This window comes from Nocardia sp. NPDC019219 (assembly GCF_040632645.1).
In the GTDB taxonomy this organism is placed as follows: Bacteria; Actinomycetota; Actinomycetes; order Mycobacteriales; family Mycobacteriaceae; genus Nocardia; species Nocardia sputorum.
Window position 1 is genome coordinate 120,137 of sequence record NZ_JBEYCG010000008.1, and the last position, 13,066, is coordinate 133,202.

The 13,066-nt window shown below is 68.9% G+C and carries 15 protein-coding genes; 11 read left to right on the top strand and 4 right to left on the bottom strand.

Annotated features, from left to right (window positions below; translation table 11 throughout):
• Positions 1-37: 37 nt before the first annotated feature.
• The 3 genes from fdxA (at position 38) to pruA (ending at position 3,211) form a co-directional block, all read left to right on the top strand.
• On the top strand, positions 38-361 hold the full coding sequence (fdxA, locus tag ABZ552_RS17085; RefSeq protein ID WP_014987978.1) for a ferredoxin: 324 nt from the start codon (positions 38-40) through the stop codon (positions 359-361).
• Positions 362-369: 8 nt separating this feature from the next.
• On the top strand, positions 370-1,476 hold the full coding sequence (dapC, locus tag ABZ552_RS17090) for a succinyldiaminopimelate transaminase (RefSeq protein ID WP_281880762.1): 1,107 nt from the start codon (positions 370-372) through the stop codon (positions 1,474-1,476).
• Positions 1,477-1,579: 103 nt separating this feature from the next.
• On the top strand, positions 1,580-3,211 hold the full coding sequence (pruA, locus tag ABZ552_RS17095) for an L-glutamate gamma-semialdehyde dehydrogenase (RefSeq protein ID WP_357438155.1): 1,632 nt from the start codon (positions 1,580-1,582) through the stop codon (positions 3,209-3,211).
• Here pruA and ABZ552_RS17100 read toward each other — a convergent pair whose 3' ends face one another.
• A complete protein-coding gene (locus ABZ552_RS17100) occupies positions 3,212-4,075 on the bottom strand; it encodes an oxygenase MpaB family protein (protein WP_281877747.1) in 864 nt (287 codons plus the stop codon).
• 167 nt (positions 4,076-4,242) lie between these two features.
• On the opposite strand from ABZ552_RS17100, the gene ABZ552_RS17105 reads away from it, so the two are divergent.
• On the top strand, positions 4,243-4,875 hold the full coding sequence (locus tag ABZ552_RS17105; RefSeq protein WP_281877748.1) for a TetR/AcrR family transcriptional regulator: 633 nt from the start codon (positions 4,243-4,245) through the stop codon (positions 4,873-4,875).
• A 9-nt stretch (positions 4,876-4,884) separates the two neighbouring features.
• On the opposite strand, the gene ABZ552_RS17110 is transcribed toward ABZ552_RS17105, so the two are convergent.
• Both ABZ552_RS17110 and ABZ552_RS17115 read right to left on the bottom strand, forming a co-directional pair.
• On the bottom strand, positions 4,885-5,592 hold the full coding sequence (locus ABZ552_RS17110; protein WP_357438158.1) for a hypothetical protein: 708 nt from the start codon (positions 5,590-5,592) through the stop codon (positions 4,885-4,887).
• 111 nt (positions 5,593-5,703) lie between these two features.
• On the bottom strand, positions 5,704-6,555 hold the full coding sequence (locus ABZ552_RS17115) for an oxygenase MpaB family protein (protein ID WP_281877750.1): 852 nt from the start codon (positions 6,553-6,555) through the stop codon (positions 5,704-5,706).
• Between the two features lie 136 nt (positions 6,556-6,691).
• Between ABZ552_RS17115 and ABZ552_RS17120 the strand changes: the two genes are divergently transcribed.
• The 4 genes from ABZ552_RS17120 (at position 6,692) to ABZ552_RS17135 (ending at position 9,167) form a co-directional block, all read left to right on the top strand.
• On the top strand, positions 6,692-8,110 hold the full coding sequence (locus ABZ552_RS17120) for an acyl-CoA synthetase (protein ID WP_357438161.1): 1,419 nt from the start codon (positions 6,692-6,694) through the stop codon (positions 8,108-8,110).
• A 45-nt stretch (positions 8,111-8,155) separates the two neighbouring features.
• Positions 8,156-8,548 (top strand): PPOX class F420-dependent oxidoreductase, encoded by a 393-nt coding sequence (locus tag ABZ552_RS17125; RefSeq protein WP_357438164.1) that lies wholly within the window; start codon positions 8,156-8,158, stop codon positions 8,546-8,548.
• 78 nt (positions 8,549-8,626) lie between these two features.
• A complete protein-coding gene (locus tag ABZ552_RS17130) occupies positions 8,627-8,896 on the top strand; it encodes a hypothetical protein (RefSeq protein ID WP_357438167.1) in 270 nt (89 codons plus the stop codon).
• Entirely contained in the window at positions 8,883-9,167 is a 285-nt protein-coding gene (locus ABZ552_RS17135) for a hypothetical protein (RefSeq protein WP_357438170.1), read from the top strand. Before ABZ552_RS17130 ends, ABZ552_RS17135 begins: the two co-directional genes overlap by 14 nt.
• 95 nt (positions 9,168-9,262) lie before the next feature.
• Here ABZ552_RS17135 and dapD read toward each other — a convergent pair whose 3' ends face one another.
• Positions 9,263-10,210 (bottom strand): 2,3,4,5-tetrahydropyridine-2,6-dicarboxylate N-succinyltransferase, encoded by a 948-nt coding sequence (gene dapD, locus ABZ552_RS17140; protein ID WP_357438173.1) that lies wholly within the window; start codon positions 10,208-10,210, stop codon positions 9,263-9,265.
• A 184-nt stretch (positions 10,211-10,394) separates the two neighbouring features.
• On the opposite strand from dapD, the gene dapE reads away from it, so the two are divergent.
• The 3 genes from dapE to ABZ552_RS17155 all read left to right on the top strand — a co-directional run bounded on the left by dapE (position 10,395) and on the right by ABZ552_RS17155 (position 13,064).
• Entirely contained in the window at positions 10,395-11,498 is a 1,104-nt protein-coding gene (gene dapE / locus ABZ552_RS17145; protein ID WP_281877755.1) for a succinyl-diaminopimelate desuccinylase, read from the top strand.
• 202 nt (positions 11,499-11,700) lie between these two features.
• Positions 11,701-12,510, top strand: coding sequence for a TIGR00730 family Rossman fold protein (locus ABZ552_RS17150; RefSeq protein WP_281877756.1), 810 nt, complete (start codon positions 11,701-11,703; stop codon positions 12,508-12,510).
• On the top strand, positions 12,507-13,064 hold the full coding sequence (locus ABZ552_RS17155) for a TIGR00730 family Rossman fold protein (RefSeq protein ID WP_157115066.1): 558 nt from the start codon (positions 12,507-12,509) through the stop codon (positions 13,062-13,064). Before ABZ552_RS17150 ends, ABZ552_RS17155 begins: the two co-directional genes overlap by 4 nt.
• Positions 13,065-13,066: the final 2 nt, after the last annotated feature.

A 13,066-nucleotide genomic window follows, 5' to 3' on the forward strand; every position in this document is an offset into this window, starting at 1 on the left:
ACCATCCCGCAGGCGAGGACAGACTAGGAGAGCGGCAGTGCCGTACATCATCGCTGAACCGTGCGTTGACGTGAAGGACAAGGCATGCATCGAGGAATGCCCCGTGGACTGCATCTACGAGGGCGGCCGCATGCTGTACATCCATCCCGACGAGTGCGTGGACTGTGGTGCATGTGAGCCGGTGTGCCCGGTGGAGGCGATCTTCTACGAAGACGACACCCCGGACCAGTGGAGCGGATACGTGAACGCCAACGTCGATTTCTTCGACGAGCTGGGCTCGCCCGGCGGCGCCACCAAGGTCGGCAAGGTCGACTACGACCCGCCGTTCATCAAGGAACTGCCTCCGATGGCGAGTGAGTGAGACCTGACGTGTCACCGCGTGGCCGGGTGAGCAGTCTGCTACCCGATTTCCCCTGGGACACCATCGCTTCGGTGAAGGTTCGAGCGGCCGCCCATCCCGGCGGGATCGTCGATCTGTCCGTCGGCACCCCGGTCGACCCGGTCGACCCGCTGATCCGTACGGCGCTGAACTCCGTCGCCGAGGTGCCCGGCTACCCGACCACGCACGGCACCCCCGAGCTCCGCTCGGCCGCGGTCGACGCGCTGAAGCGGCGTTACGGGATCACCGGCCTCCAGGCCGCGGCCGTGTTGCCCGCGATCGGCACCAAAGAGCTGATCGCGGGCCTGCCCCGGCTGCTCGGGCTCGGCGCGGGCGACCTCGTCGTCATTCCCGAGGTCGCCTATCCCACCTACGAGGTCGGCGCGCTGCTGGCGGGCGCGCAGGTGTTGCGCGCCGACGGGCTGACCCGGCTCGGTCCGCAGAACCCGGCGTTGATCTACGTCAACTCGCCGTCCAACCCGACCGGCCGGGTGCTCGGCGTCGAGCATCTGCGCAAGGTGGTCGCCTTCGCTCGGGAGCGCGGCGCGATCGTCGCGTCCGACGAGTGCTACCTGGGACTGGCGTGGGAGGGCCGTGCGGTCTCCCTGCTCGACCCCGAGGTGTGCGAGGGCGACCACACCAACCTGCTGGCCGTGCACTCGCTGTCCAAGACCTCCAATCTGGCCAGCTACCGCGCGGGCTTCGTGACGGGCGACCCCGCGCTGATCGCCGAGCTGCTCGAAGTGCGCAAGCACGCGGGCATGATGGTGCCGTTCCCGATCCAGGCCGCGATGACCGCCGCGCTCAGCGACGACGCGCACGAGGCGCGCCAGCGCGAGCGTTACCGCGCCCGCCGCGACGTGTTGCGGAAGGCGCTGGAGGGCGCGGGTTTCCGGATCGATCACTCCGAGGCGGGCCTGTATCTGTGGTCCACGCGCGGAGAGTCCTGCCGGACCACCTTGGACTGGCTGGCCGAGCGCGGCATCCTCGCCGCCCCGGGCGACTTCTACGGCCCCGGCGCGAGCGAGCACGTGCGGATCGCGCTCACCGCGACCGACGAGCGGATCGCGGCGGCGGCCGAACGCCTGGCCGGCTGACCAGCGGCGCTGCGACGTCAGCGACCTCGCTCGATCGGCGGTCCCCCTGATTCCGGGTGTGTCGGCACCCGTGCGCGCCCGCGCCCGCGAGCTAGCCTGAGGTATGGACGCTGTCACGGTTGTCCCCACGCCCGGCAACGAACCGGTGCACTCCTACGCGCCGGGTAGCCCGGAGCGGGAGCTATTGCTTGGCAAACTCGCTGCATTGTCCGCCGAGCCCGTCGAGGTGCCGCTGGTGATCGGCGGCAAGCACCGCCCCGGCATCGGTGAACGGCACGACATCGTCGCACCGCACCGGCGTCGGCACGTGCTGGGGACCTACACCGACACCACGCATTCGGAAGCGCACGCGGCCATCGACGCCGCGATGACGGCCGCCCCGGGATGGCGGGCCCTGCCGTTCGAGGAGCGCGCCGCGGTACTGCTGCGGGCCGCTGACCTGCTGGCCGGGCCGTGGCGGGAGACCGTCGCGGCGGCCACCATGCTCGGGCAGTCGAAATCGGCTCAGCAGGCCGAGATCGACGCGCCGTGCGAGCTGGTCGACTTCTGGCGCTTCAATGTCGCGTTCGCGCGGGGAATTTTGGAACAACAGCCGCAGTCCAGCGCCGGAGTGTGGAACCGGATGGACTATCGGCCGCTGGAAGGATTCGTCTACGCCATCACGCCCTTCAACTTCACCGCGATCGCCGGCAATCTGCCGACCGCGCCCGCGTTGATGGGCAACACCGTGGTGTGGAAGCCCTCGCCGACGCAGACGCTGTCGGCCTTCCACACGATGCGGTTGCTGGAGGCGGCGGGCCTGCCGCCCGGTGTGATCAACATGGTCACTGGTGACGGGGTGCAGCTGTCGGAGGTGGCGTTGGCCGATCCACGGCTGGCCGGTATCCATTTCACCGGTTCCACCAAGACGTTCCAGTATCTCTGGCAGCAGGTCGGCGCGAATGTCGGTCGGTATCACGGCTATCCGCGCCTGGTCGGGGAGACCGGCGGCAAGGACTTCATCGTCGCGCACTCCTCGGCCGACCCTGCCGCGCTGCGCACCGCCTTGATTCGCGGGGCCTACGAGTATCAGGGCCAGAAGTGCTCGGCGGCCTCGCGCGCCTACATCGCGCGGTCGGTCTGGCGCGCGATGGGCGACGAGTTCCTGCACGATACCGGCGAACTGAGTTACGGCGACGTCGCTGATCTGTCGAATTTCGGTGGGGCCCTGATCGATCGGCGCGCCTACGACAAGAACGTTGCGGCCATCCGGCGCGCTGTCGACGCGGGCGTCACCGTCCCGGTCGGCGGCACCTACGACGACAGCGAGGGCTGGTTCGTTCGGCCGACCGTTTTCCTGGTCGACAATCCACACGACGAATCGTTCTCCACCGAATACTTCGGGCCGATTCTGTCGGTGTATGTCTACGACGACAGCGAACCTGGCGCCTATAGCGCGATACTGGCCGAAGTCGAGGCGGCGGCGCCGTACGCGCTGACCGGCGCGGTGTTCGCGCAGGACCGGTACGCGATCGAAGAGGCCGACGCCGCACTGCGATTCGCGGCGGGCAACTTCTACGTCAACGACAAGCCCACGGGCGCGGTGGTGGGGCAGCAGCCGTTCGGCGGGGCACGCGCCTCCGGCACCGACGACAAAGCGGGTTCGCCGTTGAACCTCTTGCGCTGGGTCGCGCCGCGAACGATCAAGGAGACCTTCGTGCCGCCGGTCGAGTACCGCTACCCGCACATGGGGTGACTAGACCAGCGGCTTGCCGTGCCGCAGCCGCCTGCGCAGGTCGAAGTGGTAGGCGTTGAGCGGGAACATCCGGGCCGATTTCGGCAGTCGCCGGTGCACCGCCCCGATGGCGCGCAGCAGCCGATCCAAGCGACGCTGGTCGCGGTCGGTCCAGGTCATGCCCATCTCGTTGCGCAGGTGCTGTGGAAGCAGCCCGGTGACGATGAAGCGCTGCAGTCCGGCGAAGACCACCTGCACCGGGCGCGGCATCATCTTCAGATCGATCAGCCCGTCGAAGTAGTCCCGCAGCTCCGGCTCGATCCCGCGCAACTTCAGGTTCTCGTCCCAGTACCGCTGGAACGACGCGCGATCGGCAGGCCACATCTCCGGCCGCATCTGCAAGGTGGTGCCCAGCCGCGCGGCGTAGGCGTAGAAGGCGTCGGCGGTGGTGGGGTCCATCGGGCCGTGCATGCGGGTGTAGAGGTCATCGATGCCCCAGTACAGGCAGGCGGCGACCCACAGTTGCAGGTTCGGGTCGAAGGCGTTGTACTTCACCGGGCTCGTCGCCGTGGAGCGCACCGACCGGTGCGACACGTTGACGGCCTCGCGGTAGGCGTCGCGTTCGGCGTCGGATCCCAGCAGCGCGACGGCTATGTAGGTCAGCGTGGTGCGCAGCCGCTTGATCGGATGCAGGGTGACCTTGCCGCTGTCGACGGTGCTCTCCAGGACGCCACGGCCGACCGGGCGCAGACTCAGCTGCATGATGACGTTGGCGGCGCCGCCGAGGAAGGCGGCGATGCCGTCCACGTACTCCGTGACGGTCTCCGGGGTGAGAATCGGGCTCGGGTCCGGCTCGTGTTCGGCGGTGCGCAGCGGCGCGGTCATCGTCGACCTCGTCTTTCCTGTCCGCCCGATCCCAGAGAATCGGTCGATGAGAAGATTGTGCCCTAACTTTCTCATCGACTCGCAACACTGTCAACGGCGTGATACCGCGCTGATGGTATGCGATGCTGAAAGTGTCATCGTTTCGCTATCGCGGATAGGGTTGAGCTATGGCCAGGCTGACCAGACTGCTGCCGCTGGTGCGCAGCGCTGCCCCCGAGGATCGCAACCAGGCGCGGGTATTGGACGCGGCGCTGCTGGCGTTCCTCGACTTCGGTATCAAGCGCACCAGCATGGTGGAGGTCGCGCGGCGCGGCGGATTGTCCCTGGCCACGCTCTACCGCCGCTTCGCGAGCAAGTCCGATCTGATCAAGGCCGTCGGCCTGCGGCAGACCCGCGATTTCATCGAGGAGGTCGACGCCGCGCTCCAGCGCCAGGTGGACCGGAACGCGAGCGCGGAGGACCAGATCGTCGAACTGTTCGCCGCGTTCATCAACGGGCTGCGCGGAAATCAGCTGATCCACCGGCTGCTGGCCACCGAGCCCGAATTGGTGCTGCCCTACCTCACCACCCAGGGCGCCCCGGTCATCGAACTCGGCCGCGATTACCTCGCCGAGTTCATCACGCGCTTGCAGCGGGAAGGCAAACTGCCGGAATACGATCCGGAGCCCTTGGCCGAGATGATCGCTCGTACCGCGCTGTCGTTGGCGCTGACGCCGCAGACCGTCATCCCGCTCGGTGACGACGCGTCGATACGGCAGTTCGCGCGCGACCACGTCGTGGTGTCGTTCCGGGTGCGCTGAACCAAGCTCTCAGCGGTGCGGGGCGAATCCCAGGATCATCGCCCCGAGCGCGGCCATGACGTCCGCGGTCTGCTCTGCCGCCGTGCCGCGGGTCTGCGCGGTCACCGCGAAACCGGGGCCATAGGACGCCGAGGCCACCTCCGGCTCCCCGAGATCCGACCAGCCCCACTTGGTGCCCTGCACGAACGGCCACCGGGCGGTGCCCCAGTCCTGTTCGGTGCCGTCCTGGGCTGTCGATCCCGCCGCGGCCATCCATTCGAAGATCGGCGATCCCGGGTCCGTGCGCAGTTTGGCGGCGAGGAAGTCCGACACGTCAGCGGCGCTGGTGGCCCCGGCGCCCCAGTTCGGCCCGGGCACGGTTTCGTGCAGGCCGTATTCGGCGGCGATGGCGGCGATGGCCTGGGGATACTTGGCCTCCATCACGGTCGCCGCTCCGTCGTCGGAGTAGCGGATCATTTGCTCACCCAGCGCCCGATCCTCCGGCGAGCCGTCGCCGTGGCGCAAGGCGTAATCGGCCAGGAAGAGTTTGGCCAGCGACAGGCTCGCGCGCGGCTCGTGTTCGTTCGCCGTGCCCCAGCCGATGCCGAAAGGGGTGCGGACCGAGAGGGACGTGCGCGGCGGAACGGCGGCTACCTCGGTATCAGCCGTGGGTTCCGCACAGGCGACCGGCGCGGACAGTGCCAGGAACGCTCCCGCGACGAGGGTGGTCGTCGCCATTCGACAGCGCATCTTCTCCTCCTGGCTCATGGCGGCCGTGGTCCGTCGATCGGATGGATGAGATCCGATTGCCCAGTGATTGCTCAGCGAAACGACGCGCGTCGCGTTCGCTCACACCAGGCGCAGGCCGAGCAGACGCCGCACGCGCATATCGAGGAGGTAGGCGTTGAGGGGAAAGGTGCGGACCGGCCGTGGGAGCCGGGACTGGGTCGCCCCGACCGCGTGCAGGATGCGGCCGAGTACGCGCTCGTCGTGTTCGGTCCAGGTCATGCCCATCTCCTCGCGCAGATGCGGGGGCAGTAGGCCGGTCACGAAAAAGCGGTGCAAGCGCCCGAGCGCCAGTTGCGCCGGTCGCGGGAGCATGCGCAGATCGATGAGGTCGTCGAAGTAGGCGTGGATCGCGGGGTCGATGCTGGTCTTCGCGAGATTCGCGGTCCAGTACTCCTCGAAGGCGCGACGGTCGGCGGGCCACATCGTTTCGGGCATCTGGAGGGTGGTGCCGAGCCGGGCGCTGAGGTGGTAGAACGCGTCGGCTGCGGCCTCGTCCATCGGGCCGTGCATCCGCTCGTATAGATCCCGCGCGCCCCAATGCAGGCAGGCCGCGACCCACAATTGCAGCGCTGGGTCGAAGGCGTTGTAGCGCACCGGACTCGACGCGGTCGATCGGACCGGGCGATGCGAGACGTTCACCGCTTCGCGGTAGGCGGCGCGCTCCTCGTCGGTGCCGAGCATCGCCACGGCGAGGTAGGTCAGGGTGGTGCGCAGCCGTTTGACCGGATGCACCATGACGTTTCCGCTGTGCACCGTACTTTCCAGCACGCCGTAGCCGACCGGGGGAGTGCTCAGCTGCATGATGACATTGGCCACGCCCCCGAACAGGCCGGCGACGCCGTCGATGTACTGCCCGATGTCGAAGGAGTCCGGCGGTTCGGGGCGATGCGTCGCGGGAAGTGGCCTGGTCATCGTCGACCTCGCAGTACTGAGAGAGCTATGCGACAACGGTCTCACCACGTCAGCGGGAGTGTCAACCGTCACATTCGGGCTCGGTTCGGGCGGGACGCCGCTGCTTCGCCGCGGACCCGGCAAGTAGCGTGAGCGAATGCCGTTCGGTCCGCCGCTGCTGCTCAGCTCCCTGAACCCGCTCGCCGTCGCAGGCGGAGCGGACATCCCCGACGCCGTCACCATCGACGGGACCACCCTCTCGCGCAGCGACCTGCTGGGCGCGGCCACTTCGGTGGCCGAACGCGTCGCGCGCGCGGAGCGGGTCGCGGTGCTGGCCGAGCCGACCGTGGAGACCGTGCTCGCGGTGGTCGGCTGCCTGATCGCGGGCGTCACGATCGTGCCGGTGCCCCCGGACTCCGGCACCGCGGAGCGGGCGCACATCCTCGCCGACTCGGGCGCCCAAGCATGGCTGGGCAAGGCGCCGGAGGGCGCCGACCTGCCCGTCGTGCCGGTGCGGCGGCATGCCAGGTCGTGGCACACCTATCCCGAACCCGACCCCGCCGCCACGGCTTTCGTGCTGTACACCTCCGGTACCACGGGCTTGCCCAAGGGCGTGCTGCTCAGGCGGGGCGCGATCGCCGCAGGTCTGGACGCACTCGCCGAGGCATGGGCGTGGACCGCGAACGACACTCTGGTACACGGGCTTCCGCTGTTCCACGTGCACGGTCTGATCCTCGGTCTGCTGGGCCCGCTGCGCGTGGGCAGTCCGCTGATCCACACCGGCAAGCCGACACCGCAGGCGTACGCGGCGGCCAAGGGTTCGCTGTACTTCGGGGTGCCGACCGTCTGGTCTCGGGTGGTCGAGGACCCGGACTCGGCGAAGCAGTTGGCCGACGCGCGGTTGCTGGTCTCCGGGAGCGCGCCGCTTCCCGTGCCGGTGTTCGAACGACTGCGCGAGCTGACCGGGCACGCGCCGGTCGAGCGTTACGGCATGAGCGAGACCATGATCACGCTGTCCACCCGGGCCGACGGCGAGCGCAGGCCGGGCTGGGTCGGCACGCCGGTGCGCGGCGTGCGCACCCGGCTGCGCGACGAGTCCGGCGCGCCGGTCCCGCACGACGGCGAGAGCATCGGCGGCCTCCAGGTCTCCGGGCCCATGCTCTTCGACGGCTATCTGAACCGCCGGGAGGACACCGCGCAGACCTGGACCGCCGACGGGTGGTTCCGGACCGGCGACGTCGCCGTCATCGACGAGGAGGGCTTCCACCGCATCGTCGGCCGGGAATCGGTCGATCTGATCAAGTCCGGCGGCTATCGGGTGGGCGCGGGCGAGGTCGAGACGGTGCTGCTCGGTCATCCCGCGGTCGCGGAGGCCGCGGTGGTCGGCCTGCCCGACGACGACCTCGGCCAGCGCATCACCGCCTTCGTCGTACTGCGCGGCCCCGCGACCGAGCGCGAGCTGATCGACCATGTGGCGGGAGAGCTTTCGGTGCACAAACGCCCGCGCGAGATCCGGGTGGTCGACGCGCTGCCGCGCAACGCCATGGGCAAGGTGCAGAAGAAGAAGCTGAGCTGACCGCGGGATTGACCTCGAGCTAGGTAGAGGTTCTACGGTCGGCGCATGACTTCCACCCTGACGTCCGAACAGATCGACTACCTGCACACCCAGCGCCTGGGCAGGCTGGCCACCGTGCGCCCCGACGGCACCCCGCAGAACAACCCGGTCGGCTTCCGCTACAACCCCGACCTCGGCACCATCGACATCGCGGGTTGGAACATGGGCGCCTCCCGGAAATTCCGCAACCTCGCCACCAACGACCACGTCGCGTTCGTCGTCGACGACATCGCCTCGGTCCAGCCGTGGCGCGTCCGCTGCCTGGAGATCCGCGGCACCGCCGAAGCGCTCACCGACGTCGACCCCTACATCTCCGGCGTCTCCCGCGAAATGATCCGCATCCACCCCCACCGAGTCATCGCCTTCGGCCTCACCGACCAACAACCCGCCCGCACCTGATTCACCCATCCTGCCGAAGTCCGATCGGATGCGAATCGGCAGAGGCCGCCTCGAAGGCATATCACCTATGATCGGGCAATGCCCCCCGCGAGTCCTCTGCCTGCCGGCGACCCGCATCGTGTGATCACCGGACCAGACGGTGTCGTCGAAGTCATCGTCAGCCTGAGCGAGTACCAGCAGCTCAAAAAGGCGCGTGAGGAACTTCGTCGTCTTCGCCAAGAACGGACGCGCAACGCGATTGCGGCGCAGATGCGCGAGGGAATAGCCCAGTTCGAGGCCGACCCGGACGCCTTTCGCACCTTGACTCGGGATGATCTGCTGCGGACGGACGTCTTTGACCGGCCGTAGGGTCCTCATCGAAGTCGGTCCGCGAGCCGAGCAACAGATATACGAACTGCCGGAGCAATTGCGCTTCAAGGTGCGCTTGGCATTGCTCGACCTCTTGGACGATCCGCTGCCGCTTGCGAAAGGGGCCATCCCGTTTCGTGCCGATGGCGACGAGATACCGGACGCGTACGAGTGGGACATCGGCGGCGTGACGATCTTCTACAACTTGATCGAAACCGGCCCGCTGTTGATCCAGATAATCATCCAAGTCGTCCTCGTCGATGCGCTCTGACGGGCCGTCACCGGCATCCGGTCAGTGCCCAAAACTTCGCGAGTTGCACATGGTTGCGTACGAGACCTCTCCACCACGTGCCGCTCGCGGAAGCTCTAGTCGTTGGCGTGGAGGTCGGCGTTGAGTTCGATGCCGGTGCCCTTGCGGGGGACGACCTCGACGGCGCCGGTGGTGGAGTTGCGGCGGAACAGGAGGTTGTCGCGTCCGGCGAGTTCGGCCGCCTTGACCAGGGTGCCGTCCGGGGTGGTGACCTTGGTGCCCGCGGTGAGGTAGAGGCCCGCTTCCACCACGCAGTCGTTGCCGAGGGGGATGCCCAGGCCGGAGTTCGCGCCGAGCAGGGACCGCTCGCCGATGGAGATGACCGTCGTGCCGCCGCCGGACAGGGTGCCCATGGTGGACGCGCCACCGCCGACGTCGGAGCCGTCGCCCACCACGACGCCCGCGGAGATGCGGCCCTCGACCATGGACGCGCCGAGCGTGCCCGCGTTGAAGTTCACGAAGCCTTCGTGCATGACGGTGGTGCCGGAGGCCAGGTGCGCGCCGAGCCGGACCCGGTCGGCGTCGCCGATGCGCACGCCGGAGGGCAGCACGTAGTCGACCATGCGCGGGAACTTGTCCACGCTGTACACCGTGACCGGGCCACGGGCGCGCAGCTTCGCGCGGGTGGCCTCGAAGCCGTCCACCGCGGCGGGGCCGTGGTTGGTCCACACCACGTTGGTCAGCAGGCCGAACTGGCCGTCCAGGCTCACCTCGTGCGGCTTGACCAGGCGGTGCGAGAGCAGGTGCAGCCGCAGGTAGACGTCGTGCGCGTCGACCGGGGCGGCGGACAGGTCGGCGATCGTGGTGTGCACCGCGATCACGTCGACCCCGCGCGCGTCGTCGAAGCCGAGCAGCGCCTCGTACTCGGCGGGCGCGTCGTCCAGGCGCTTGGTGCCGGTCTCGGCGAACTCGCCGAGCTGCGGGTTCGGGTACCACGTGTCCAGCACGGTCCCGTCCGCGGTCACGTTGGCGATGCCGATTGCTGCTGCTCCCTGGATGCTCACGGCCTAGAGGTTACCGACCCGCGCCGGGCAACGGTGCGGCTGCTCCGGAGACCGCGATCACCTCTCCGGCCTGCGCCACTTCAGCAGGGTGGACGCCCCTGTGGCATGCCGGTACCGGTCGGTGGACGCCGCCGCGGCACACCGGTACCGGCCTGCGGGAAGCAGCGGTCGTAGGGTGAAGCGCGTGACCATCGACCTGCATGCCGACCCGATCACACTGACCGCCGCACTCGTCGACATCCCGAGCGTCTCGCGCGACGAGGCGGCCATCACCGACGTGGTGGAGCGGGCGCTGCGGGAGCAGACGACGGGATTCGAGATCCTGCGGCACGGGAACGTGGTGCTGGCCCGCACCCACCGCGGGCTGCCGACCCGGGTGATCCTGGCCGGGCACCTGGACACCGTGCCCATCGCCGACAACGTGCCCGGCCGGTTCGAGGTCGGCGCGGCGGGTGAGCGGGTCCTCTACGGCTGCGGCTCGGTGGACATGAAGTCCGGCGACGCGGTCTTCCTGCACCTGGCCGCGACGATCGCCGACCCGGTGCACGACCTGACCCTGATCTTCTACGACGGCGAGGAGATCGCCGCCGAGTTCAACGGCCTCGGGCACATCGAGCGCGATCTGCCCGACTGGCTCACCGGCGACCTCGCCGTGCTCGGCGAACCGTCCGCGGGCTGGATCGAGGCCGGTTGCCAAGGCGTGCTGCGCATCGGGCTGCGCACCGCGGGCGTGCGCGCGCACTCGGCGCGGGCCTGGCTGGGCGACAACGCGATTCATCGGCTGGCTCCGATGCTGCAGCGGCTGGCCGACTACCGTGCCCGGGAAGTGGACATCGACGGCTGCGTCTATCGCGAGGGCCTGTCCGCGGTCCGGATCGAGGGCGGCGTGGCGGGCAACGTGGTACCGGATGCGGCCGAGTTGGAGGTCAACTTCCGTTTCGCTCCCGACCGCACCATCGACCAGGCCGTGGAGCACGTGCGCGAGGTCTTCGCCGGGCTCGAGCTGTCCTTCGAGGTGATCGACTCGGCGCCGGGCGCGCTGCCCGGGCTGACGGCTCCGGCCGCCAAGGACCTCATCGCCTCGGTGCGCAGCCACGGCGGCGGTGGCGTGCGCGCGAAGTACGGCTGGACCGACGTCTCGCGTTTCGCGGCCCGCGGCATTCCCGCCGTCAACTTCGGGCCCGGCGATCCCAACCTCGCGCACAAGCGTGACGAGCACGTTCCCGTGGACCAGATCACCGCCGTCACCGCCATGCTGCGCAGCTACCTGAGCGGCACTCCGGACTGAGCGGCGCGGATGCGCGCGGGGCAAGGTCGCCGGATGCGATGCGGCCGGATCCAGACCACTCCGCGCCGTCGGCTCGTTCGTCGAGATCGCGGCATCCGCTCAATCGCGACTGCGTCTCGCCCTTCCTTCCCCTGGCTGAACGTCGGACGACTTCTCCCATCCAGCCCGTGAGTCCCTCTTGCCGGGCGGTAGCGTGGAACGCATGTCCACCGACGCCGCGGACCGTGAGGTCACCCACAAGCCGAAGTCGACACCGAAGTTCCGCGGGCCGATCATGTTTCGCCGCGATCGCGCGGACGGTGTGAGCACCGCCGACCGGAACTTGCTGGACAAGCGCGGCGACACCGACTGGGTGCACACCGATCCGTGGCGCGTGCTGCGGATCCAAGCCGAGTTCGTCGAGGGCTTCGGCGCGCTGGCCGAAGTGCCGCGCGCGGTGACCGTCTTCGGTTCCGCGCGCACGTCCACCGACCATCCGGAGTACCAGGCCGGGCGCGCCATCGGCGCCGCGCTGGCGCGGGCGGGTTTCGCGGTCATCACCGGCGGCGGTCCAGGGGCGATGGAGGCGGCCAACCGGGGCGCCTGCGAGGCGGGCGGCTACTCGATCGGCCTCGGTATCGAGCTGCCGTTCGAGCAGAGCCTCAACGACTGGGTGGATCTGGGCATCAATTTCCGGTACTTCTTCGTCCGCAAGACGATGTTCGTGAAGTACTCGCAGGCGTTCATCTGCCTGCCCGGCGGTTTCGGCACGCTCGACGAGCTGTTCGAGGCGCTGACGCTGGTGCAGACGCACAAGATCACCCGATTCCCGATCATCCTGTTCGGTACCAGGTACTGGTCCGGGCTGGTCGATTGGTTGCGCGATTCGCTCGGCGGCTCCGGCAAGATCTCTCCTGGCGACCTCGGCCTGCTGCATGTGACCGACAGCGTGGAGGAGGTCGTGCACATCATCCAGGCCGCCGCGGAGGCGGGCGGCGCCGAGGACGCGATCGGGACGGAGGATCAGTGGTGAGCGATCGGCCGTTCGCCGTCTGCGTGTATTGCTCGGCGAGCACGACCGACCAGGACTACCTCTCGCTGGCCGCCCGGGTGGGCACCGAGATCGCCCGGCGCGGTTGGCAGCTGGTGTCCGGCGGCGGGCACGTCTCGATGATGGGCGCGGTCGCCACGGCGGCGCGCGCGGGCGGTGCGAACACCATCGGCGTGATCCCGAAGCACCTGGTGCACCGGGAGGTCGCCGACGTCGACGCCGACGAGCTGGTCGTCACCGACACGATGCGCCAGCGCAAGCAGGTCATGGAGGACCGCGCCGACGCGTTCCTCACCCTGCCCGGCGGCATCGGCACGCTGGAGGAGTTCTTCGAGACCTGGACCGGCGGCTATCTGGGACAGCACGAGAAACCTGTCGTTGTGCTGGATCCCAACGGCTTCTTCCGTGGTTTGTTCTCCTGGCTGGACGAGTTGTACGAGCGGAAGTTCGTGCCCCAGACAGCCTTGTCCCGCATTACCGTGGTGACCGATCTCCCGTCCGCCTTCGCGGCACTGGAGGCGCCGCCGACCCAGTGAGG

Coding starts and splice junctions, on each gene's coding strand:
- ABZ552_RS17130 (WP_357438167.1), top strand. CDS start 8,627: ATGCCCCCCGCGAGTCCTCTGCCTGCCGGCGACCCGCATCGTGTGATC.
- ABZ552_RS17120 (WP_357438161.1), top strand. CDS start 6,692: ATGCCGTTCGGTCCGCCGCTGCTGCTCAGCTCCCTGAACCCGCTCGCC.
- ABZ552_RS17105 (WP_281877748.1), top strand. CDS start 4,243: ATGGCCAGGCTGACCAGACTGCTGCCGCTGGTGCGCAGCGCTGCCCCC.
- ABZ552_RS17110 (WP_357438158.1), bottom strand. CDS start 5,592: ATGGCGACGACCACCCTCGTCGCGGGAGCGTTCCTGGCACTGTCCGCG.
- ABZ552_RS17115 (WP_281877750.1), bottom strand. CDS start 6,555: ATGACCAGGCCACTTCCCGCGACGCATCGCCCCGAACCGCCGGACTCC.
- pruA (WP_357438155.1), top strand. CDS start 1,580: ATGGACGCTGTCACGGTTGTCCCCACGCCCGGCAACGAACCGGTGCAC.
- ABZ552_RS17125 (WP_357438164.1), top strand. CDS start 8,156: ATGACTTCCACCCTGACGTCCGAACAGATCGACTACCTGCACACCCAG.
- ABZ552_RS17150 (WP_281877756.1), top strand. CDS start 11,701: ATGTCCACCGACGCCGCGGACCGTGAGGTCACCCACAAGCCGAAGTCG.
- ABZ552_RS17100 (WP_281877747.1), bottom strand. CDS start 4,075: ATGACCGCGCCGCTGCGCACCGCCGAACACGAGCCGGACCCGAGCCCG.